16 protein-coding genes and 1 pseudogene are annotated in these 21,145 nt (G+C 59.8%); 6 read left to right on the forward strand and 11 right to left on the reverse strand.

The features are described 5' to 3' along the window. Nucleotides 1-28: 28 nt before the first annotated feature. Complete coding sequence (locus ACMDCR_RS27985) at nucleotides 29-448, reverse strand: DUF983 domain-containing protein (RefSeq protein ID WP_413989754.1); 420 nt, start codon at nucleotides 446-448, stop codon at nucleotides 29-31. A 161-nt stretch (nucleotides 449-609) separates the two neighbouring features. Between ACMDCR_RS27985 and ACMDCR_RS27990 the strand changes: the two genes are divergently transcribed. The 3 genes from ACMDCR_RS27990 (at nucleotide 610) to ACMDCR_RS28000 (ending at nucleotide 3,039) form a co-directional block, all read left to right on the forward strand. Further along, a complete protein-coding gene (locus ACMDCR_RS27990) occupies nucleotides 610-2,034 on the forward strand; it encodes a PLP-dependent aminotransferase family protein (RefSeq protein ID WP_413989755.1) in 1,425 nt (474 codons plus the stop codon). Nucleotides 2,035-2,095: 61 nt separating this feature from the next. Continuing rightward, on the forward strand, nucleotides 2,096-2,590 hold the full coding sequence (locus ACMDCR_RS27995) for a hypothetical protein (RefSeq protein WP_413989756.1): 495 nt from the start codon (nucleotides 2,096-2,098) through the stop codon (nucleotides 2,588-2,590). 155 nt (nucleotides 2,591-2,745) lie between these two features. Then, complete coding sequence (locus tag ACMDCR_RS28000; protein ID WP_413989757.1) at nucleotides 2,746-3,039, forward strand: hypothetical protein; 294 nt, start codon at nucleotides 2,746-2,748, stop codon at nucleotides 3,037-3,039. Nucleotides 3,040-3,088: 49 nt separating this feature from the next. Here the strand turns inward: ACMDCR_RS28000 and ACMDCR_RS28005 are convergent, their stop codons facing one another. Beyond that, nucleotides 3,089-3,868 carry an SDR family oxidoreductase gene (locus ACMDCR_RS28005; RefSeq protein ID WP_413989758.1) on the reverse strand — a complete coding sequence of 260 codons (780 nt, stop codon included), beginning with the start codon at nucleotides 3,866-3,868 and terminating at the stop codon, nucleotides 3,089-3,091. Between the two features lie 315 nt (nucleotides 3,869-4,183). On the opposite strand from ACMDCR_RS28005, the gene ACMDCR_RS28010 reads away from it, so the two are divergent. Continuing rightward, complete coding sequence (locus ACMDCR_RS28010; RefSeq protein ID WP_413989759.1) at nucleotides 4,184-5,422, forward strand: DUF2778 domain-containing protein; 1,239 nt, start codon at nucleotides 4,184-4,186, stop codon at nucleotides 5,420-5,422. A 92-nt stretch (nucleotides 5,423-5,514) separates the two neighbouring features. Here ACMDCR_RS28010 and ACMDCR_RS28015 read toward each other — a convergent pair whose 3' ends face one another. The 7 genes and pseudogenes from ACMDCR_RS28015 to ACMDCR_RS28045 form a co-directional block, all read right to left on the reverse strand. Further along, nucleotides 5,515-5,961, reverse strand: a complete 447-nt coding sequence (locus ACMDCR_RS28015; protein ID WP_413989760.1) for a DoxX family protein — start codon at nucleotides 5,959-5,961, stop codon at nucleotides 5,515-5,517. 270 nt (nucleotides 5,962-6,231) lie between these two features. Beyond that, entirely contained in the window at nucleotides 6,232-9,396 is a 3,165-nt protein-coding gene (locus tag ACMDCR_RS28020) for an efflux RND transporter permease subunit (RefSeq protein ID WP_413989761.1), read from the reverse strand. Next, the gene (locus ACMDCR_RS28025; RefSeq protein ID WP_413989762.1) at nucleotides 9,393-10,808 is read right to left on the reverse strand and encodes an efflux RND transporter periplasmic adaptor subunit; all 1,416 of its coding nucleotides are present in this window, start codon (nucleotides 10,806-10,808) and stop codon (nucleotides 9,393-9,395) included. The genes ACMDCR_RS28020 and ACMDCR_RS28025 overlap by 4 nt, the downstream gene beginning before the upstream one ends. After that, the gene (locus ACMDCR_RS28030; RefSeq protein WP_413989763.1) at nucleotides 10,805-11,212 is read right to left on the reverse strand and encodes a FixH family protein; all 408 of its coding nucleotides are present in this window, start codon (nucleotides 11,210-11,212) and stop codon (nucleotides 10,805-10,807) included. Before ACMDCR_RS28030 ends, ACMDCR_RS28025 begins: the two co-directional genes overlap by 4 nt. A gap of 760 nt (nucleotides 11,213-11,972) precedes the next feature. Further along, nucleotides 11,973-12,155 carry a hypothetical protein gene (locus tag ACMDCR_RS28035; RefSeq protein WP_413989764.1) on the reverse strand — a complete coding sequence of 61 codons (183 nt, stop codon included), beginning with the start codon at nucleotides 12,153-12,155 and terminating at the stop codon, nucleotides 11,973-11,975. A gap of 1,548 nt (nucleotides 12,156-13,703) precedes the next feature. Further along, nucleotides 13,704-13,859, reverse strand: a pseudogene (locus ACMDCR_RS28040) (transposase); the annotation flags it as partial. Between the two features lie 316 nt (nucleotides 13,860-14,175). Continuing rightward, nucleotides 14,176-15,132: a hypothetical protein gene (locus ACMDCR_RS28045; protein WP_413989765.1), complete on the reverse strand. Its 957-nt coding sequence runs from the start codon at nucleotides 15,130-15,132 to the stop codon at nucleotides 14,176-14,178. A 1,063-nt stretch (nucleotides 15,133-16,195) separates the two neighbouring features. On the opposite strand from ACMDCR_RS28045, the gene ACMDCR_RS28050 reads away from it, so the two are divergent. Together ACMDCR_RS28050 and ACMDCR_RS28055 are read left to right on the forward strand one after the other, a co-directional pair. Beyond that, nucleotides 16,196-17,056, forward strand: a complete 861-nt coding sequence (locus ACMDCR_RS28050) for a CmcI family methyltransferase (protein ID WP_413989766.1) — start codon at nucleotides 16,196-16,198, stop codon at nucleotides 17,054-17,056. Nucleotides 17,057-17,265: 209 nt separating this feature from the next. Then, nucleotides 17,266-18,483 carry a glycosyltransferase gene (locus ACMDCR_RS28055; RefSeq protein ID WP_413989767.1) on the forward strand — a complete coding sequence of 406 codons (1,218 nt, stop codon included), beginning with the start codon at nucleotides 17,266-17,268 and terminating at the stop codon, nucleotides 18,481-18,483. 326 nt (nucleotides 18,484-18,809) lie between these two features. Here ACMDCR_RS28055 and ACMDCR_RS28060 read toward each other — a convergent pair. Further along, nucleotides 18,810-19,912 (reverse strand): IS3 family transposase gene (locus ACMDCR_RS28060; RefSeq protein WP_413989190.1). Its coding sequence is split into 2 segments (ribosomal slippage): nucleotides 18,810-19,651 and nucleotides 19,651-19,912, totalling 1,104 coding nucleotides; the frame shifts between segments, so codons are not numbered across the junction. Nucleotides 19,913-20,197: 285 nt separating this feature from the next. Further along, the gene (locus ACMDCR_RS28065; protein WP_413989768.1) at nucleotides 20,198-21,142 is read right to left on the reverse strand and encodes an NAD-dependent epimerase/dehydratase family protein; all 945 of its coding nucleotides are present in this window, start codon (nucleotides 21,140-21,142) and stop codon (nucleotides 20,198-20,200) included. Nucleotides 21,143-21,145: the final 3 nt, after the last annotated feature.

Genomic DNA, 21,145 nt, shown 5'->3' on the forward strand with positions numbered 1-21,145 from the left:
CTGCAACCCGATGGTACGGGCGAACCTATCAGCTTCGCCCCGCCAGTTGAACCCGCGCGGGCGGCGCCTCGTCCGGCTGGACCAGCCGCCCCTCCTCCGCCTTGTTGATATATTGGCTCGCCACCAGCACGCCCTTGATCGGTCGGAGGATCGGGATGCAGGAGAGCAGCAGGAAGGGCAGCGTGGTGACGAAATGCACCCAGAGCGGCGGATCGTAGCTGAGCTCGATCCACATGCCGAAGCCGGTGGCCGGGAAGGCCATGGTCATCATCACGAAGAAGGCCGGGCCGTCGGCCGGATCGGCGAAGGAAAAGTCGAGCCCGCAGGCATTGCATTTCGGCGCAAGCTTCAGGAAGCCGCTGAAAAGCTTCCCGCGGCCGCAGCGCGGGCAGCGGCCGCGAATGCCGACGCGCCAGATGGATTGCTCGGCTGCTGATTGTTCGGTCATCGCGAGGCTCCTTTGCCTGGCAAGCACAAAATGTATGGATTGATATTCCATACAAATAGCACTATCTTGCGTTCAGATTCCCTTGATTGGCACCAGATACTGACATAACTGTTGCTCACTGGCCCAATCGATGCCCTCTATTTATTATTGTAGGCATACAAATGCAAGACAATTCGGTTGCGACATTCTGGCTGCCGGCAACCCTCGCCCGGGACGCGCCGAAATATCTGGCCATCGCGCAGGCATTGTCCGCGGACATTAAGGCCGGCCGTCTTCCGCCCGGCACGCAGTTGCCGCCGCAGCGCCAGCTTGCCAAGGCGCTGGGCGTCGACCTCACCACGGTGACGCGCGCCTTCAACGAAATTCGCCGCGAGGGCCTGGTGGAGGGCAACACCAAGCGCGGCACCTTCGTCAGCGCGCCCAGAACGCCACGCCATGAACCCACGGCGCGCTACGAGGCCACGGCCCCCGACACCTCGCCCCTCATCGATCTCAGCATGAACATGCCGCCACAGCCAGCGGACGCCCTTCTGCGCGAGGCCATCCGCGACGGCATCGGCGCGGTGCTGGCCTCCCCACACGCCCTGCTGCAACTGCATTACCAGGACAATGCCGGCGCCCCGGCTGACAGGGCCGCCGGGGCGCTCTTCCTCGAGCCGCGTCTCGGCCTCGTCGATCTCAATCGGCTGGTCGTCACCTCGGGGTCGCAGGCGGCCCTGTTCGCGGTGGTCTCCACCCTGATGGCCCCCGGCGCCGTGCTGGCGGCCCCGGCGGTGACCTATCCCGGCCTGCGCTCCGTCGCCGCACGCTGCGGCGTGCGCCTGGTGCCTGTCGCCGCGGACGAAGACGGGCTGATCCCCGACGACTTCGAACGCCTGTGCCGGATGGCGCCGCCCGCGGCACTCTATTGCGTGCCGACGCTCGACAATCCGACCACGGCCACCCTGCCCCGCGAGCGCCGCGAGGCCCTCGCGACTATCGCGCGGCGATACGACATCGCCCTCATCGAGGACGATGCCTATGGCGCCCTGCCCGAGGCACCGCCTGCGCCGCTCGCCGCCATTGCGCCGGAGCGGACCTGGCACATCGCCACGCTATCGAAATGCGCCACGCCGGCCTTGCGCCTTGCCTACGTGGTGGCACCGAGCCTGGCCGGCGCCCTGCAGGTGACCGCACAGACCCGCGTCACCAACCTGATGGCGCCGCCCCTGATGGCCGGCCTCGCCACCGTCTGGATCAAGGACGGCACCATGGCGCGGCTCACGGCCTCCATCCGCCGCGAGAACCGGGCGCGGCAGGCTATCGCCGCCGATGCGCTGCGGGGCTTCCGTTTCCGCGCCGATCCCGACGCCCACCACCTCTGGCTCAGCCTGCCCAAGGCCTGGGCGGAGGCCGATTTCAGCGCCGACGCCCGCAAGGCGGGCCTTGCCATCGTCGGCAGCGAAGCCTTCGCGGTATCAGCGCCGCCGCCAGCCCTGCGCGTCTCCCTGGGCGCCGCCCAGAGCCGGGAAGCCCTGCGCCAGGGCCTCAACACCCTCGCCGCCATCCTCTCAGTGCCGCCACGGGGGGTGCCGGCGATCGTTTGAAGCCGCGAAAAAGCAGCGAATATCTATTTCGCAAGCATGGCCGCCAGCCTACAATCCAGTCATGGTCGATGAGGCGCAGCTTATCCACATCGCCGACGCGGTCCGGCGGTTTCTCGAGCCTGCCTGGCTCAAGTGGCACAACGCCTGGGGCGAGATGCCGGCGGTGCCCTCGCGCTGGACCGACACCCGCTCGAGCGTTTTCCTGCAGAAGGTGCTGCGCGAGGATTTCGGGTTGCCCGCGAGATGGCGTTCCGGCACGCCGCGGCTGCTGCCCGACGGCCCCGATGACTGCCCCTATGGCTTCCAGACCCCGCAGGGCTGGGAGGCGCATGCCTGGGTGGAAGTTGGCGGCTGGATCGTCGATGTGACGCTGGACCAGCATGGCGGCGCCCCCGTGGTCGTCACGCGGGCTTCCGATCCGCGCTACGGCGCGGGCGAAGGGCCCTCCGCCCTCCCCGAGTTCAGCGCCGGCCGCAGCCAGGCGATCGAGGAACTCTGGCCGAAATGGCTGGCCTCCGAAGAAAGGAAAGATCTCATCCGCGCGCCCGCGCGTTGAACTCCCGCACCAGCGCCATGAGGGCCCGCCGCGCGATGACGGCGGAGGCCTATAGCGATTTCATGCGAGTGCAATTCGCGCAAAATCCATAAGCTGACTGGACAAGACAGCCCTTCACGGCTAATCGGCATTACCTACCGATAGGGAATTGTGTCTTGCCAGCCATTTCAGGCTCCAAACGCCTCATCCTGGGACGCGAGCACGACGAAGCCCTGAGAGCCGGGGCCCTCGCCGCGCTGCGCAGGCTCAAGGCGCAGACGCGCGCCAGTTCCTGGGACACCGGCGGCTGCCAGGAGGTCACGACCCTTCGCTTCACGATCGACGGGCAGGAGGTCACCCTGACCTCCGGCACCAATTCGGGCCTCGCCCTCGAGGGCCCGGCTGTCCTTGTGGACCGGATCCGGACGGAGATCGAGGCCTCGCTGTCTCTGGACGAGAGCTCCGATTGACGAGGCAGTGGCCGACAAAGAAGCGCCCTCAAAACAGAGCCGAGCCCCCTCACAGCGACTCCACGTTGCCGTCCACGCCGAGCGACTGGCCGGAGATGTTGATGCCGGCCGGTGAGAGCAGGAAGAGCACCATGGCGGCGACATCCTCGGGGGCCGTCATGCGGCGCAGCGAGATGCGGTTGAGATATTCCTGTTCCATCGCCTGATAGCTCACCCCTACCTGTTCGGCGCGGGCCCGGATCACGCCCTCCATGCGCGGCCCGCGGATGATCCCGGGCAGGATGGCGTTGACGCGGATGCCGGAAGGCCCCAGTTCTTTGGCCAAACTCTGGGTAAAGCCGATGACGCCCCATTTCGCCGCCGAATAGGGCGTGCGGAAGGCATAGCCATAGCGCCCCGCCGCCGAAGAGAGGTTGACGATGGCGCCATTGCCGGCCTGTTTGAGCAGGGGCACGGCATGGTGGGTGCAGAGGAACTGCCCGGTGAGGCAGACGTCGATGGTGCGGCGCCAGTCGGCCGGCGCGATCTCCTCGACACCGCCCGTCGGCCCGGCAATGCCGGCATTGTTGATGAGGGCGTCGAGGCCACCGAGCCCTTCGCGCACCTCATCGAACAGCCTCCCGACGGCGGCCTCATCGGAGACATCGCAGAGGCTGGCGCCATGCCCGGGATGGGCATCGCGGAAATCTGCAAGGTAGTGCTCGGCGACATCGCAGACATGCACCCTCGCCCCGTTCTCGATCAGGAGATCGGCGATCGAGCGGCCAATGCCGGAGGCGCCCGCGGTGACAAGAACGCGCAAGCCTTGGTTCAGGGCGATTCCGGCCATGAAATTTCCTCGAATGGTTAATACTGGCGTCCGGGCAAGGAAGGATTAGCCAAACCTTGCCCCATCCAGCCCTCCTGTCCAGCATCCGCGGCGAGAGGTTACCGGGATATTGCCCTCGCGGCCCAAACTCGCACGCAGCGTAAAGGGTTTGGTTACCAAGATTGGGCACACTCCTCCAAGTCGGCCAAAGGCCGATCTTGACTGGAATTTCGCTGGCCGCGCGCAAACCCGCCTTTCGCAGCAGCCGACCTTGACGCTCAGCCGATGGCTTCACGGGGCGAGCAACCTCGTGTGACCGTCCCGGAAATCAGTTCTATGACCTATGTTCGTGCGTCCCGCGACGTCGCTTCTTCTGATGGTCGTGTGCCGCGCCGAATGAGATTCCGCTGGCTGCTCATCGGCGGAATTGGCTTTGGCGCGGTAGCGACGGCCTGGACGGCGATCACGCTGGCTGCACCCTCCGTGGTGGTCACCTCGCTGTCGGCAAGCCCGAATCTGCGTGTCGCCGACCCCTTCGCGCCCAAGACGGTGATGGCGTCCAACCAGCTGCCCGAGTCGGCGCTGGTGGTCGATGATCCCACTCTCATCATCGCCGAGGAGACGGTGGCGGCGAACCAGAACGACAATGCCTCTACGCCTGGCCCGATGGCGAGCGCCGACGGCAGCATGCCGGCCATGGTGCGGGACGGCTTGGAGATCGCGCCCGGCGTGCCCGTGCGGCGGGCCGATCAGCTGACGCCTTCGCTGGGACCTGTGCTGGCGAGCCTGACACCCTATGCCAATGATTCAGAACTGGCGTCGCCCACCATCAGCACCGTGACGGCGGTGAACGCCAACCCCCCAGCCCCGGAGACGGTGGCGCCGGCTGCCCCGCCCAGTGCCGAAGCCGATGATCCCCCCGTCACCGGCAGCCTTCCCGACACGGTTCCCCTGCCCCCGATACGCGATGTGACGCTGTCGGAAGCCGAACCCCCAGCAGCTCCCATACCGCTGCCGCCGGCGAGCCCGGTCCGACGTCCCGGCCCCGTCCTCGCCTCGCTGGATCCAGCCGAGAGGCGCCCGTCTCCGGCCCCGCCTTCCGCGCCGGCAATCTCCATGCCAAGCTTCGGCAACCGCACGGCTGTCTATGACATCGCCGCCCACACGGTCTACCTGCCCAACGGGGAGAAGCTGGAGGCACATTCGGGCCTGGGCGGCATGCTGGACGATCCCGGTTCCGTCCACGCGAAGAATCGGGGGGCGACACCGCCACACACCTATGATCTCTCGCCGCGCGAGCAACTGTTCCACGGCGTCGCCGCACTGCGGCTGACCCCTGCGGGCGGGGGCAATGTCTATGGCCGCGTCGGCCTGCTCGCCCACACCTATATGCTCGGGCCGCGCGGCGATTCGAATGGCTGCGTCTCCTTCAAGGATTACAACCGCTTCCTGCGCGCCTACCGCAATGGCGAGATCACCAAGCTCGCCGTGGTGCCGAGCCTGTCGCGCTCGGGAAGCCAGCTCGCCTCGCGCAGCAAGCGCAGTTGGTGGTGGTTCGCCTCCAGCACGGACTAAGCGCATCGGCCCCGCCTTCCAACCCGCAACCGAGGCCGTCGGGCTCTGACGTTGCCCATTTTGGAAGACGACTACCCTCTTCCCCCGCCCCATTAGGCGGCCTGCTCCTCATGGCCCCTGCCGATCAGGCCAAACCGCAAGGCTAGCACACGCCCCGGCCCATGCGCGGCGGCGAACAACAGGCCGGCGATGAAAGTGAAGTGGTCGACGAAGAAGCCGAACTCGGCCTGATTGCCCGCCCAATGGCTGGGACCATGGAAGGAAAAAGCGAGGAAGACCACATAGACGGCGGCGAGCAGTGCGGTCTCCGTAAAGAAGGCGCCGGTGAGAAAGCCGAGGATCAGCAGGCATTCGAACAACGCAGCGCACCAGGCCAGGAAGAGCGAGGCCGGGAAACCGGCTGCCGCAATGAAAGCAGCGGTGCCTTCGATATTGGCGAATTTGAAGGCGGCGGCCATGATGAAAAGACCCGCGAAGATCAAGCGAGCGAGCAGGACGGCTGCGATCTTCCAGGGAGCTTCGGTAACAGCGACGGTCATGGATCTGTCTCCAGTCAGGGGGCTCGACGACGGCGGCTCGATCGTAGGCCTCGGGCCTCAAGTCACAACCGCCGTTTGCTCCAAGGACGATCCGTCGACCGGAGAGCCGACAGGCGAGAGCCGTGTTTTTCAGAGGGGGCTCGCCCACGGGATGGAAGAGCCCGCTGCATCGTACTGAGCAGCTTGAACCCGTGGATGAGTGAGGCCCCAACAATCGCCAGAACCTCGATGATCGAGCGACCAAGGCGGCTGCGGTATCATGTGTCGTGGTCATTCAGCTGCGGCGAAAACTGGGGCATCTCCGGCCTCAGATTCAGGAGCACTTGATCGCAGCCGCCATCCCTTGACCAGGCTATAGATCGCCGGGATCACGATGAGTGTCAGCAAGGTCGAGGAGACCATGCCGCCGATCATCGGCACCGCGATGCGCTGCATGATCTCAGAACCCGTGCCGGTGCTCCACAGGATCGGCACGAGACCGGCCATGATGGCGACCACCGTCATCATCTTAGGCCGCACGCGCTCGACGGCGCCCAGCATGATCGCGTCGTTGAGATCCGCGCGTGTGAAGGTGCGGCCGGCCGCCTGCCGCTCCATCCGGAGCTCGTTCAGCGCCTGGTCGAGATACATCAACATGACGACGCCGGTCTCGGCGGCTACGCCTGATAGAGCGATGAAGCCAACGACGACAGCAACCGAAAGGTTGAAGCCGAGCCACCACATCAGCCAGAGCCCGCCCACCAGCGCGAAGGGCAGTGACAGCATGACGATCAAGGTTTCGGTAAGCCGCCCGAAGTTCAGATAGAGCAGCAGGAAGATGATCATCAGCGTCACGGGGACAACGATCTTTAGCTTGGCCTCGGCGCGCTGCAGATATTCGAACTGCCCGCTCCACTGCACATAGGTGCCCGGCGGGAAGTGAACGTTGTCGGCCACAGCCTTCTGTGCGTCGGCGATATAGCTGCCGAGATCGCGGTCGTGCATGTCGACATAGATGTAGAGGGCGAGTTGGCCGTTCTCGGTCCGGATCGAGGTCGGGCCTCGCGCGAGTTCCACCTTGGCGACTCCGCCGAGAGGCACGGTACCGCCATTCGGCATCGAGACCAGCACGTCGCCGGCGATAGACTGCGGATCGCTGCGCAGGTCGCGGGGATAGCGCACATTGACAGTGTAGCGCTCCCGACCCTCCACAGTGGTGGTGACGGTGTCGCCGCCGAGCGCCATCGAGACGGTGTCCTGGAGATTGCCCACCATCAGACCGTAGCGGGCAAGCGCATCTCGATCCGGCACGATATCGAGATAATAGCCGCCGACGACACGTTCGGCATAGGCGCTGGAGGTGCCGGGCACATTGCGCATCACCGTCTCGATCTCGCGGGCGACCTTCTCCATCTCGCCAAGGTCCCTGCCAAGTACCTTGATGCCGACGGGTGTACGGATGCCGGTGGCGAGCATGTCGGTACGGGCTTTGATCGGCATGGTCCAGGCGTTCGAGACACCCGGGAATTGGAGAGCCCTGTCCATCTCGGCGGTGAGGCTGTCGGTCGTCACCCCGGGCCGCCATTGATCCTTCGGCTTGAGGTTGATGACCGTCTCGAACATCTCGCTCGGCGCGGGATCGGTCGAGGTATCCGCCCGTCCGGCCTTGCCATAGACGGATGCGACCTCAGGGAAGCTCTTGATGATGCGGTCCTGCGTCTGCAGCAGTTGAGCCGCTGACGTTACAGAGATGCCCGGCAATGTCGTCGGCATGTAGAGCAGCGTGCCTTCGTTCAGAGCCGGCATGAACTCGGTGCCGATCCTGCCGAGAGGCCAGGCGCTGACGCAGAGCGCGGCGATCGCCAGCACAATAGTCAGCGTCTTGGCCTTGAGCACGCCGCGAATCAGCGGCCGGTAGACCCAGATCAGCGCTCGGTTGATTGGATTCCTCTGTTCGGGAATGATCTTGCCGCGCACGAACAGGATCATCAGCACCGGCACCAGCGTGATGGACAGGATGGCCGCCGCGGCCATCGAGAACGTCTTGGTGAAGGCCAGTGGCCCGAACAAGCGACCTTCCTGCGATTCAAGCGTGAAGATCGGCATGAATGAAACGGTGATGACCAGCAGGCTGAAGAACAGCGACGGGCCAACCTCGCGGGCCGCCTCGATCAGCACCTCGGCTCTGGACTTGTCGGGCGCCGCTCGCTCCAGATGTTTATGGGCGTTCTCGATCATGACGATGGCGCCGTCGATCATGGCACCGATGGCGATGGCAATACCGCCCAGGCTCATGATGTTGGCTCCGAGGCCGAGCAGTCGCATGGCGCCGAAGGCCATCAGGATGCCGACCGGCAGCATGAGGATGGCGACAAGGGCACTGCGTATATGCAGGAGGAAGACGATGCAGACGATCGCCACGATGACGCTTTCCTCGAGCAGCGTGTGCTTGAGCGTCTCGATCGCCGACAGGATCAGGTTGGAGCGGTCATAGACCGGCACGATCCTGGTGCCTTCCGGCAGACTCGGCATCAGGGTGCCGATACGCTCCTTGATGTTGTCGATGACATCGAGCGCATTGGAGCCAGAACGCTGCAGGGCGATGCCACTGGCAACCTCGCCTTCGCCGTTGAGTTCGGTGATGCCCTGTCTTTCGTCCGGCCCGAGCTCGATCCGCGCCACATCCTTGAGCAGCACAGGCGTGCCGTTGTCGACCTTCAGCACGATCTTGCCGATATCATCGACACCGCGCAGATAGCCCCTGCCGCGCACGATGAACTCGAAGCCCGACAGTTCGAGGGTGCGGCCACCGACGTCGGTGTTGCTGCCGCGGACGACCTCGCGGACCTTGTCGAGCGTGATGCCGAGATCGCGCATCTTCTGGGGATCGACGACCACGTTATACTGCTTGACGAAGCCGCCGACGCTGGCGATCTCCGCCACGCCGTCGGCCTTGGCGAGGCCATAGCGCAGCGCGTAATCCTGCGTACTGCGCGTCTCGGCCAGGCTCTGGTTCTCGGCCGTGACAGCATATTGATAAACCCAGCCGACACCGGTGGCGTCGGGGCCCAACGTCGGCGAGACGCCCGCCGGCAGGCGCGTGGCCGCGGCGTTGAGATATTCGAGCACGCGGGAGCGGGCCCAGTAGATATCGGTGCCGTCCTCGAAGATGATGTAGACGAAGGAGACGCCGAAGAAGGAGAAACCACGCACCGCCTTGGACTTGGGCACGGTGAGCATGGCGGTGGTCAGCGGATAGGTAACCTGATCCTCGACCACCTGCGGGGCCTGGCCGGGATCTTCGGTGTAGACGATGACCTGCGTATCGGAGAGGTCGGGGATGGCATCAAGTGGCAGATGGGTCAGCGCATAGGCGCCGCCGGCGACCGCGAGCAGGCTGGCGATCAGCACCAGCATGATGTTGCGGGCCGACCAGGTGATGAGGGACGCGATCATTTGCCGTCTCCCGACGTGGCCAGGCCCTGCAAGGCGGCCTTGAGGTTGCTTTCCGCATCGATCAGGAAGTTCGCGGCGACGACGACCTTGTCGCCTGGCGCCACACCGTCCTTGATCTCCGCGAAATCGGAATTGCGTTGACCGAGCGTGACGGTACGCGGCTCGAAGCGGCCTTCGCCCTTGTCGACGATCACGACCTGCCTGGTGCCGCTGTCGATAACGGCGCTCATGGGCACGGTGGTGACCGGTGCCTGAGAGCCGGTGGCGATTTCGGCATCGACATACATGTCGGGCCGCAGAATGCCGTCCGGATTTGCCAATTCGACGCGCACCCGCGTGGTGCGAGTCTCCTTGTTGACCTGCGGATAAATGACCGTGACCCTGCCTGCGAAGCTGCTATCGACGAAGCCTCGGGCGCGAACCGTCACAGTCTGCCCGACCGCGATCATCGGCAGGTCGCGCTCGGTGACATCGATGAGCGCCCACACCGTCGATATATCGGCAAGCCGGAACAGCACATCGCCGGGGGCGGCCTTCATGCCCTCGACGACGTTGCGCTCGGTGACGATGCCGTTGCGTGGCGCCGTCCAGACGATCGAGGTCGCGGCCTTGCGGTTGCGCTCGATCTCATCGATGACCTCGGCGGGGACATTGAGGTTTTCCAGGCGCTGGCGTGAGCCTTGAGCCCCGAGGCTGGACAGGTATTGTGCCGATGCGGCGGCGATATCGGGCGAATAAAGGCGCAGCAAGGGTTGGCCCTTGCTGACCCGATCGCCCGTCGTGACGTCCTCGACATGATCGATGAAGGCATCGGAGCGTGTCGCCACCACCGAGATGCGCCGCTCGTCCAGCTGTATCGTGCCGGAGGCGCGCACGGGCAGCGAGAGGATGCGGCTCTGAGCGGTCTCAGTGCGGACGCCGGTGCGCTGCAGCTTGCCGGGGCTGACCTTGACGGCGTCGCCGTCATCACTGTCGCCTTCGAAGACGGGGATATAATCCATCCCCATCGAATCCTTCTTGGGCGCCTGCGAAGTATCAGGCAGGCCCATCGGGTTGCGATAGTAGAGGATGCGCTTGGCACCCGCAGGGCTCGCCGCCTTCGCGGTGGTCGCCGCAGGTGACACCGCCTCGCCCGACGCCTCGTCGAAGCTGATATCCTCGTCGGCATGAACTGGCAGATAATCGTGGCCGGCCGCGGTCTTGCGTGGCCCGGCCGAATAAGACGGCTTGCCGTCGGGATCCCGATAATAGACGATCGGCCCGGATGCGGCTGCCGGCGCCTGGGTAGCCTGGGCGGTGGAGATCGTCACACCCGGCCACCGCAAGCCGTCCTGGCCCGCATAATATCCTCCAGCCCCCGCCGCACCGATCGCAGCGAAGGTGAGGATCGTCGAAGCGATCCGATAGCTCATGGCGTGGCCTTGAAGGTCAGCTGGCTTTGGACGGTCTCCATCTCGCCCTGGACCTTGGCGGCCAGCGAGAGACGCCAGCCACCCGCCATCGCCAGGCGGGCCTTGAAGCGATAAATGCCGGTTTCGGTGGACGGCATTGCCTCGATGGGCGCGGCCATCCCCGCCATGCCGGCCGGCGCCATGTCGATACGCGAGGCGAAGACCACGGCATCGGGTACCGGTTTGCCGGATCGCTTGTCGACGAGCCGGACGGCGACGACCGCATCGTTGCTAACCTGCGCTTCGGGCTGGAGCAGCTGAAACTCGTAATCGCTAGCCCCAGCAAAGGCGGAGGAGACCGAAGCGCTCAGCGACAGAGCGACGAACGCGGCGCCGAGGGCGCGCGTGGAACGAAAAATAAGCATGAAGGATACCTGGATTCGGGTGTCGGATCCGCCGAATTGGCGGAACAAGGCGGTGGCGGCGACAGGCCGCGCGCGAAGTGACGGCGGGAATCTAGGCTCTTGGGGGTCTTATCAATGGAGGCGGCGCCAAGCCGGTCAGCTGGGCTTCAGCCGGCAGTCCGATCAATCGCGTCCCATGCGATGGCGTGGGAAGTCGCGCGGCGCCGACCGCGCCGCTGGCGAAGCACTTCGCCATGCAGACGGCAACGTCCGGGCATGCCATCTTTCCGCAATCCGGCATGTGCTTTTCATGTTGGTCGGCACAGCAAGGCATATCGCCAGACATCGCCATCCCCGCCGCCAGCGCGCCGGTACCGGCGGGCGCAGCGAGGGGCGCAAGAACCATGCCCACAATCGCAAGGATAGGCAGAAGATGGCGGAACCAGGATCGGATCATCGATCGATGAAATCTCACATCGCCGATCGGATTGGAAGACACATGACGTTCACAGTCTCGCTATCGATCGGTGAGCAGCCGTCGTCGAATGGTGCAAAGCAGTGTTTGCGTAAGACGCACCTTGCTCCACCGATCTTTGAAATTCGATAGTTTATTTAAGAACCTGAGGATGTCTGGAGTCGGGGCATCGCTTCAGCGCTTTCACACGTGGAAGGACTTTCACCTCGAAGAGGCGCCCTTGCCTAATACATAGCAGAAAGACCCGACTCATGCCGGATCTTCCCTGGTCCTTCTCACGGCGCCCCGAAGGCTGCCTATGCCCGATTACATCGAGTGATGAACCACATCGTGATGGTGCACCACATGATGATGGTGCACTACATGATGATAATGATGATGGTAGTGGTGAACGGGCTTCTTAGGAGTTGGCGTCGCTGCCTGTGAAGCGCCGATGGCAGCTGTTAAACTAAATGCGGCAACCGCCGCCGCTATAATGAACTTCCTCATGGGTGTTTCCCCTTTTGTTTCGAGACCTAGACGAGCCGACTTCAACGGCTTTCGACAACACAAGTCCGGCAGCGCTTTGACACGCTGCACGCGTACAATACCACTTGCCTCCGAAACCCGCCAATGCCCTCATCATGCGGCCGCGACTTTGCTGGGTCGACAACGCCCGGGACTGGCGCATTGAGGCTCGGGAGGGCGGAATGCTCGCGCTCAGGTGCCTCGCCGGGAGGTCATGCTCAACCTGGGCTTTCTTCATCTTTGCCGCGATTTAGGGCACCGGGTATCCATGTTTCCATTGCCAATCAACATAACGCCTGTAAATCCAGGACCTGCTAGTTGCATTGGCACGAGGACCCCACGCCGCCTCCGATCGCCGTCGCCTGCCGCGCGCTTTGGTAACTTGATACTCGTGCGTCCGATTATCACCAACCAGCAATTCTTCTTGATCGCCGGAATAATATGTCCGCGACTCCGGCCAGTCCAGGGGACCCCATATGCGGCCAGATTTTCCCACCACCGCTATCTTTCCACCCGATTGCAGGATGGTATGTGACAGCCCGTCTACCCCCGTCTCAAATTTCACGCACTGCTCCTTTGTAACAAACGGATTTGCAAAGGAGAGAAAGAGCTCACGTCTCAGAAAAATAGCTGTTGTGCGTAGATGTGGACTCGGAAAAGGGAGATCCGGTTCGATCGATCTCCAACTCCCCGTCGCTCCAACAGCTGAGTGATCTCCCAACTGTGAATATGCGTGTACATAGGCTTCAAGCCACCCGCTTCCCAATATACGGGCGTAGGAATTGAAAAAAAGGCAGTGCGAGGACGTAAGCTGCGAAGCCACTGTTCTGTAGGCTGTCAAATCAAACCCATCGTCTGACACAAATACACTTTTTGCTCTCTGCCCATTCTCGGTTACCCAAGAAGAAGTCAGTGAGTGCTCCGTTTCGGATAAAAAGCCCTTGTGGATCAGAATAGGTATATAATTCACCTTCGTCGGGTGCTTTCGCAAACTTCGGATGAAGGCCTTCAGCCACAATGAATCATTCCCGTTTCTTAACAAATAGAGTACAGCAATACTCTCAATCATAACGACCTAGCTCCGACGTTGGATTTTGTTGTCACCAGTGAATATTTCGCCCAGACGACGGCGCAACGTTTCTCTAACGTTTCATAGTGGGCCCGCCTACCCCGTTCGGGCGACTCCTGAGTGCGCACGCGATCAAAGCCGCCAGCCTGTCTGCAACCCCTTCACCGGTTCAGGCACCGCCTTCTTTTTGTCAGATCCTATTTTGACGAGGCTCGCCATTTTAGTAGACCACGGAGAGATGATCTCCCTTCTAAAGCTATGATACTTGATTAAGCATCAATTTGATGAAAGAGCGACCTCGCGGCGAGGTTCTGTCGCCACACTTCCAGCCATATCAACCTTTCGTAAAAACTGTGGACAAAGCGATGTCGCTTCAAAGTATTCTTATTCAATTGCCTCAAAGCATTCTTCTTTTAGCGGAAATCTTCCACGGCACTGGTGCTTCGCATCGGGCGTCACCATTTTTTTGAGGCGACATCCTTCAGGATCGCGTTGTCCAGCATCTGCTCGGCCAAGAGCTTCTTCAGCCGAGCGTTCTCGTCTTCCAGCGCCTTCAGCCGGCGCGCGTCCGACACGTCCATCCCGCCATACTTCGCCTTGAACTTGTAGAAGGTCGCATAGTCCGTCTCCTGTTCGACGGACTCTACCGAATTCTGGAGGAAGTTCAGGGTCTCAGGTCAGCCTTTCTCATTTCGGGCGCGCACCAAGCTAAGGAATGCGTCGGCGCTGCCCGCGATCGACACCTGGCCACCGAGAATCAAGCCAAGTCCTAGACGCCCTAAAGCATCGGACCCGATTTCTGAATCGGGTCCATCGTCAGCGCATTCAATTGGGCACAATGAATGTCAACGTGCACAAGGGTTTGCCGGGCAGAGAGCGCACACTTCGAACTCAATCTGTCAATCGCGAGCGGATTGTTCGGAGGTCTGTGGGTCAATGCCCCCGCGCTGACATCCCATACGTCACATTGGATGGCTTGCGCGAATGAGGATGTGATGATCGCGTTGCCAGAACATACAAGAGTGAGGCATAGGCATAAAGCGACTTAAGCTTGTCGCGAAGCACGCATGCGAATCTTCTAGCCTTGGAGCGTTCGACGACATGAGATCGCTCCTGACCCCACGCGCATCTAGAAAAACGCAACCTTCTGCGTGGATTCGTAACTTCATATTCAAGTGTTCGATTATCTGAAATTAAAAGAAGCTCCTGATCGCCACGCCAAAATACGTTTCTGTCTGGCCATTGTTCTGGAAATATGACGCCACCATTTCGATCGACAACAGCAACGGACCCGCCTCCCTCGATTACCATATTCGTCATGCTGCGAGGTCCATGTTCCAGCATGTAGTTATCGTATTTGCTAATAAGAGGAGCCTCGATAGACAGAAATAGCTTCCGCGATATGAGAAACGCGTTTGTACGAATATGTACATTAGGGAAGGCATCGTCCTCCGTTGCCCCTTGCCAACTACCAGTCGCGCCGATGAGACTATTCTCACCCAATTCAGTTATGGCGTTAACGTAATAATCCAGCCAGAGATGGCCGAGTATTTTCGAATATGAATTGAAAAAAAGGCAGTAATCTGTGTCAGCCTGCAAGGCTGCCTTGCGATAGGCGAGCAAATCATAGCCATCATCAGATACGTCAATGACCTGGGCACGTTCCCCATCTTCAGTAACCCATGCGTCGATCAGATGATGGCGGAAGCCAGTGGGAAAACCTTTTTGAATGACGACCGGCGTGTATCGTATTGCTGTCCTGTATTCACGCAAACTCTTCAAGAATGATGCAAAGTGTAGAACACTGTTGCCTTTCCTAAGTAGGTAAAAAACAAATACGGTCGGCCTTTTACCGGTCGTGGAAGAATCAATATCTATTTTTTCAACCATGCCCCTGTCCAGGATGCATATATCACGAGCGGCAACTGTGGCATACTAGCGGAAAAATGAAAAGAGCGCATGACATTGGGCTAGGACGTAGACTCGTAAATCCCTAAGGCAGATACGGACTGCGAGCAGCTTGAGGGCAGAGAAGCCGGTTCCAGCGGCGTTGTCATCTCGGCGGGTTTGGGAGGTAGCGACAGACCATCTACGGCGTTGATATATAATTGGCTGTCCTTGCATGAGGCTTAGTCGAAGATATCAGCGCGCCTGTCGCATGTCCAAATGTTCGACTGATCGCCGCGGCGGGAGATGTTGTCCGGACGATGCGCGTCGCTCAGGGGCACGATGTCGTCCGGCGCTACGAGCCATGCCCCCTATCTCTAACGCCGCACACACCGTAGGCTGAGAGAATCGGAGCCAGGTTCAAACTCCAGACATTCTTCGCGACTATTGCAAAAATTGCGATAACGATGGAGGCGCTCAGATCGGACGAAGCAACCGGTGCTGCGAAGATGGGGGTTCCGATCGAGCGAAGACGTCGATCCGAACCGGCCTTCCCCATATACGTCTCGCGCGTCACAGAAACCTTCAGCCAGCCTCCTTGACAAAAATAAGCCAAGGACCAAAAGTACATGATTCAATCGTCAGCGTCCGTCGTCGTGGCGGCAACCTGATGCGCGCCGATATCCCGTCCGGACCCTGGATATCTGGATTACATTATATTCAATTCGCTCAAAATAGCTGCAGATTTCGGCGGTCAGGCCATCATTGGAGTTGATCAGAAACAGTTGGTGTTCCGCGTCCGCCGGAAATGCTCTGTAGCTCTCGGCAAACTTTTTGGTTGCGCCTCTATCGGCCTCTGAAGGCGGTGCGCCGAGGCATGCCGCCTGCGATGACGAATGTAAGATTGATCACTGAGAGACCGGAAGCGCCGGAAAGCTCCGCCACAGTAGAACCTCGAATTGAGCTGGCCTTCGCAGCGCCTCCTTTATGGCCTCGTTGTCGAGCGGTGCCGTCTCTTTACGATCTTACCGTCAACCTTTATAGACGGCGCGGAACCCTCACAAGAATGGATGCCCTCGTGTCAATTTTGCAAAAGGCGGCTCTAACGCTGTCCGGCCTCCGAAAAAGGATGTCAAATAAGGCGCGTCCGCCATTTGATGCTATAAATACTTCAGTATCGCCCTTGATAGCGTCGACGACAAACGGAATCGGGAGCTTTGCTCCCCACTTCATGGAACCTATCCTGACCGGCGAAGAACGACACCTTGTGGACTCATTCTCGGATTTATACTATTCAAAACTTGATAGCGGCAGGGGCCTTCATACCATCGTACTTTCATGGATGGGTTATGAAATGTTCAAATGCCCGATGGACCTGTGGATCTATCAGGAAATCATCGTTCAGAAGCGGCCCGATTTGATTATCGAGGTGGGTACTTACAAAGGCGGCAGTACGCTTTATCTCGCACATATGCTGGATTTCGTCGGGAAAGGTGATGTTGTCAGCATCGACATCAACCCGGGGCGGGAGTTCGCCCGTCCCCAACACCCTCGGATTCGATATGTGACGGGGTCCAGCACTGATCCCGCTATCTACAATGAAATGGCTGCGCTTGCTCAAACGAAAGACAAAATTCTCGTTATACTGGACGGCGATCATCGCTGCGACCACGTGCTTGAGGAACTGAGGCTTTATCATAAATTTATCAAACCAGATGACTATCTGATCGTCGAAGATACGAATATCAACGGGCATCCGACTTATCGAGACTTTGGGCCTGGCCCGTGGGAGGCTGTTGATTTGTTTCTCTCCGAGAATAATGACTTCTACCCCGATCGCAGCTGTGAACGCTTCCTTCTAACAATGAACCCCCGCGGGTATCTCAGGCGCCGCCAGAATCGCCAAGGCAAGACCTTACGCAATTGATAACGATCGTTACCGTGATGTGCCGGCCGCTTTTCGTCGCTCGAATAACTCGGCAATATTTTGGAAAGGCGACAGCTTGTTCAGCCCATACGTGCAAGTTCGACGGCTTCCCCTTTCTTGAGATAGGGAATTAGTCGAAAGTTCTATCTGGCTGGCAGCGGGCGTTGACGGGCAGCCCAGCGCCTTTGATTTCCCGGGAGGAATTTTGCGTGGCCAATCCATTTTTCTCAATCCTTCTGCCAAGCCGAAATCGCCTGGAGCTTCTTAAATTCGCTGTTGAATCGATCGTCGACCAGGACTGGCGCGATCTTGAAATCGTTATTTCGGACAACGCATCGGAGCCCAGCTATGCGCCCTATGTGCGGGAGATTACGGGTCTCAGCGTAAACTATATCCGCTCGACTGAAACGCTTTCCGTGACAGAGAACTGGAACAAGGCGCTTGATGCCGCCCAGGGCCAGTATATTATAATGTTAGGCGATGATGACGCTCTGACCCCTGGGTGCCTGCGTCGTTTAGCCAAGACGATTCAAAAATTCAATGGGCCCGCCGTCCTATACGTCATGGCCTACCACTATGCCTATCCAGGCGTTCACCAGTGGGCGCCACAGGGATACCTCGCGAAGGTCAATAACAGCGTTGTTTTTGTTGAAGCCTCTGGTCCCTACGAATTGCCGAGAGACCAAGCCCGTCAACTAGGCATCGACGGTCTGCATTTCCGGCACAATGTCAGCTTCAATGCGCAACATTTTATATGGAAGAGAGAATATATTCGCGAAAGGTCAAGGATCGTACCTTTTTTTCAATCGCCATATCCAGATTATTTTGCCTGCTTTGTAACGTTCCTCACCGCTCCGCGTATTGTTGTCGTGCCGACTCCAGAAATGATCATTGGTATTTCTCGGCAGTCCTTCGGCTTTTACTATAGCAACGACAAACAGGATGAGGGATTTCAGCAATTTCATGCCAAGGAGAATTTTGTCAACGGGTCGGCGATGAGCGGTAGAGATGTCCGCGCGGCGCTGGGCGCGCCCGGATCGCAGCACTATAGAAACTGGCTGTTGGCGGCTTTGTCTGCCAAAAATGCATTGGGCGATCTTGACGGCGTGGAGGTCGACTTGGCCCGCTACCTGAAATTGCAATCCTACGAACACCACAAGAAAAAGCGCTTTCCCCGTACCTGGACCATTGACGAAGCCAAGGCGTTGCGGACGCAGAAAAAGGCGTTGAAATCGCGCCTATACCGAGCTTTTTTCAGGTTGGTGGAGTCGCTGGATAAGCGGACCATCCTTCCTATTGCCTACATGACTCCTAGAAAAATGGCCAACTTCGGGCTGTATCACCCTTCCGTGGTTGACTTTCAAGAAATCGAAAATCACTTCAACATTCTTGATGCGTATAATTGGATTAAGCGTCGGAATAATTGATTCGATCATTATGATTCGTCACGAGATGACGGATGCGCGTTGTTTTGCCGTCCCATCGAATACTGCAATCACTCGGTCTGCGAAACCTGGGGTAAATTCATCATGGGCGGAATCAAAGGGATTCCCACTCACCCAATCGCGCTTTGATGTATCACAAGGCCAGCAGCGGTCACTGACCTGCCCCTGAGGTTTTCCTCCATCTTGGATTAGAGTCCGGCCTGCAGTGAACCGCCCCCATTTGTTGGACCGCCTGAGGCTAGAGTTTCCGGCCTCTTTGAACCGCCCCCATTTGTTGGACCGCCTGAGGCTAGAGTTTCCGGCCTCTTTCACGGTGGCGGACTGGCAGCGCCACCGGGGTTCTGCAACGAGATCGGGGTCTTGTGGCCGATCGCACCGTGCGGTCTGACCTCGTTGTAGTATCTGAGCCAATCCTCCATCTTTTCGGTGGCATCTGCAAGCGTCAGGAACCAGTGCGTGTTCAGGCACTCGCTGCGGAACCTGCCATTGAAAGCCTCGATGAAGGCGTTGTCCGTCGGCTTGCCGGGCCGCGAGAAGTCCAGCGTGACACCCTTGGCATAGGCCCAAACGTCCAAATCTCGCGAGACGAACTCCGAGCCCTGATCGACCCTGATCGTCTTGGGATAGCCGACCTTGGCGCACACCCGTTCGAGTGTGGCGACCACGTTTTCTCCCCGATAGCTGAACCGGGGATCGATGACGGGCGAGAAGCGCAAGAAGGTATCGACGACCGTAAGGATGCGGATTTTCCTGCCGGTCGCCAATTGGTCATGGACGAAGTCCATCGCCCACACATCGTTCGGCCGCGTTGCCGGAGCGCGGTCGTCGCGCAGCTTCGCCTTGACCCGGCGCTTGGGTGTCTTGTTCCTAAGCTGTAGTCCCAACTCATTGTAAATCCTATAAGTTTTCTTGATGTTGATGCCCCAGCCCTCACGATGGAGCATGACGTGGACGCGCCTATAGCCGTAACGGACCCGTGTCTGGCAGATCTCCTTGATCCGAGCTGCGATGCCGGCCTGGTCGGGTTTGCGTGACCGATAATGGTAGGTCGAGCGATCGAACTCCAGGGCGGTACACGCCCTGCGGATCGAGACGTTCCACTCCTTACAGATCACACTCACGAGCTTTCGCTTACGGCCAGGCCTTAGAGTTTTCGGCGGATGACGTCCTGCAGCATCTCTTTGTCGAGAGACAGGTCTGCTACCAGCTTCCTGAGCTTGGCGTTCTCGTCCTCGAGCAGCTTCATCCGCCGCATCTCTGGCGGTGTCAGGCCCTCGTATTTCTTCTTCCAGTTGAAATAGGTCGCCTGGCTGATCCCCGCACGTCGGCAGATGTCCGCCACCGGTACGCCATCGGCGCCCTGCTTGAGAATGAACGCCTTCTGCGCCTCCGAAAACCTGCTTGCCTTCATCGTCCTCCGCTCCTCCCAGCCTGGGGATTCGGCCGCGGAAAACTCTAACTCAAAACGGTCCAGTTTCTTGGGAGCAGATCATCACGCACGAGGGTGCGTTCGTTGGGCGCGAATGAGATCAGCAGATTTCTTCGACGATCTTAGCCGCGACATGACAGGGATGGACCAGTCCGGGTTAAATCAAAACCGCCGGCTTAACTATCGAATTCTACCGATACCGAGTTTCGTCGCCCGCCGGACTGAGGGGCACCACGGAAAGTGCCCGCGGAATTCGCCTGCGTTTTACTATTTGGACACAGCATATGTTGCTCGCATATGCACTTTTAGCTGCAAATCTAGCTCGCCTTGCCACCATTCTATGGTCTCCGACAGGCGCTCTCTGATCGTTCTTATCGGCCGAAATCCGACCTCGTCTCGCAGGCGCGTAACGTCGGCCACTATGGCGGCTGGTTCGTTTGGACGGTCCGGGAGTGCGCCGAAACGCAGCTCTCCAACATTGCCTGCGGCCACTCGAATCTCCTCAGCGAAGTCTCTTATGCGCAGCGGCTGGCCGGAAGCAATATTGATCGCACCAGTCACCTTCGACAATGCGAGGGCCGCAAGAGCTTCGCCGGTATCGCGAACATCAGAGAAGTCTCTGATTTGAGAGCCAGACGTCATTTTTGCCGGCCTCCCCGAGAGCAGGCTCGCCACGATCGACGATACGAGTCTGTTCGGATGTTCGTTCGGGCCAAAAAGAAAGAAGAGCCTTGCCCAAACGAATTCCATTCCGGAGTCTGCCGCAAACTTCCCTACGATGCGCCGGATCGAGTCTTTGGAAACGGCATACAGACTTAATGGCCGAATAGCCGTGGTCGCTTCGTTGCAGGCACCACCTTCGGAAAGATCATATTCCATGCAGGTGCCGGCGCAGACGATACGGCGAACACCCCACTTTTCGGCGGCCGAAACCAGCCGGATCGTCGCAGCGGACCAATCGAGGTTTTCGACCGCGTCCCAGAATTTTCCGTGCTCTACATACCAGGCCAGATGAAGCACAACTTCAGGTCGAGCCCTGGCAAAAGCAACATCCAACCCCTCGGGTCTGAGCAGATCGCAGACGATTACTTCGCAACCCTGCATCGACAGAAAATTGCGGGACGTTACGTAGACATCATGGCCAGCGGCTGCGAGCGCAGCAGTCGCCCATCTCCCGACAAATCCTGTGCCTCCAGTGATAAGGATGCGCATGAT

It is taken from the genome of Labrys okinawensis (assembly GCF_047345005.1).
Classification (GTDB): domain Bacteria; phylum Pseudomonadota; class Alphaproteobacteria; order Rhizobiales; family Labraceae; genus Labrys; species Labrys okinawensis.

Bases quoted from the DNA above. Each gene is read 5' to 3' on its own strand.
- ACMDCR_RS28025 (WP_413989762.1), bottom strand. From the start codon at position 10,808: ATGAGCTATCGGATCGCTTCGACGATCCTCACCTTCGCTGCGATCGGT.
- ACMDCR_RS28005 (WP_413989758.1), bottom strand. From the start codon at position 3,868: ATGGCCGGAATCGCCCTGAACCAAGGCTTGCGCGTTCTTGTCACCGCG.
- ACMDCR_RS28015 (WP_413989760.1), bottom strand. From the start codon at position 5,961: ATGACCGTCGCTGTTACCGAAGCTCCCTGGAAGATCGCAGCCGTCCTG.
- ACMDCR_RS28050 (WP_413989766.1), top strand. From the start codon at position 16,196: ATGGATGCCCTCGTGTCAATTTTGCAAAAGGCGGCTCTAACGCTGTCC.
- ACMDCR_RS27985 (WP_413989754.1), bottom strand. From the start codon at position 448: ATGACCGAACAATCAGCAGCCGAGCAATCCATCTGGCGCGTCGGCATT.
- ACMDCR_RS27995 (WP_413989756.1), top strand. From the start codon at position 2,096: ATGGTCGATGAGGCGCAGCTTATCCACATCGCCGACGCGGTCCGGCGG.
- ACMDCR_RS28065 (WP_413989768.1), bottom strand. From the start codon at position 21,142: ATGCGCATCCTTATCACTGGAGGCACAGGATTTGTCGGGAGATGGGCG.
- ACMDCR_RS28010 (WP_413989759.1), top strand. From the start codon at position 4,184: ATGACCTATGTTCGTGCGTCCCGCGACGTCGCTTCTTCTGATGGTCGT.
- ACMDCR_RS28030 (WP_413989763.1), bottom strand. From the start codon at position 11,212: ATGCTTATTTTTCGTTCCACGCGCGCCCTCGGCGCCGCGTTCGTCGCT.
- ACMDCR_RS27990 (WP_413989755.1), top strand. From the start codon at position 610: ATGCAAGACAATTCGGTTGCGACATTCTGGCTGCCGGCAACCCTCGCC.
- ACMDCR_RS28035 (WP_413989764.1), bottom strand. From the start codon at position 12,155: ATGAGGAAGTTCATTATAGCGGCGGCGGTTGCCGCATTTAGTTTAACA.
- ACMDCR_RS28020 (WP_413989761.1), bottom strand. From the start codon at position 9,396: ATGATCGCGTCCCTCATCACCTGGTCGGCCCGCAACATCATGCTGGTG.
- ACMDCR_RS28045 (WP_413989765.1), bottom strand. From the start codon at position 15,132: ATGGTTGAAAAAATAGATATTGATTCTTCCACGACCGGTAAAAGGCCG.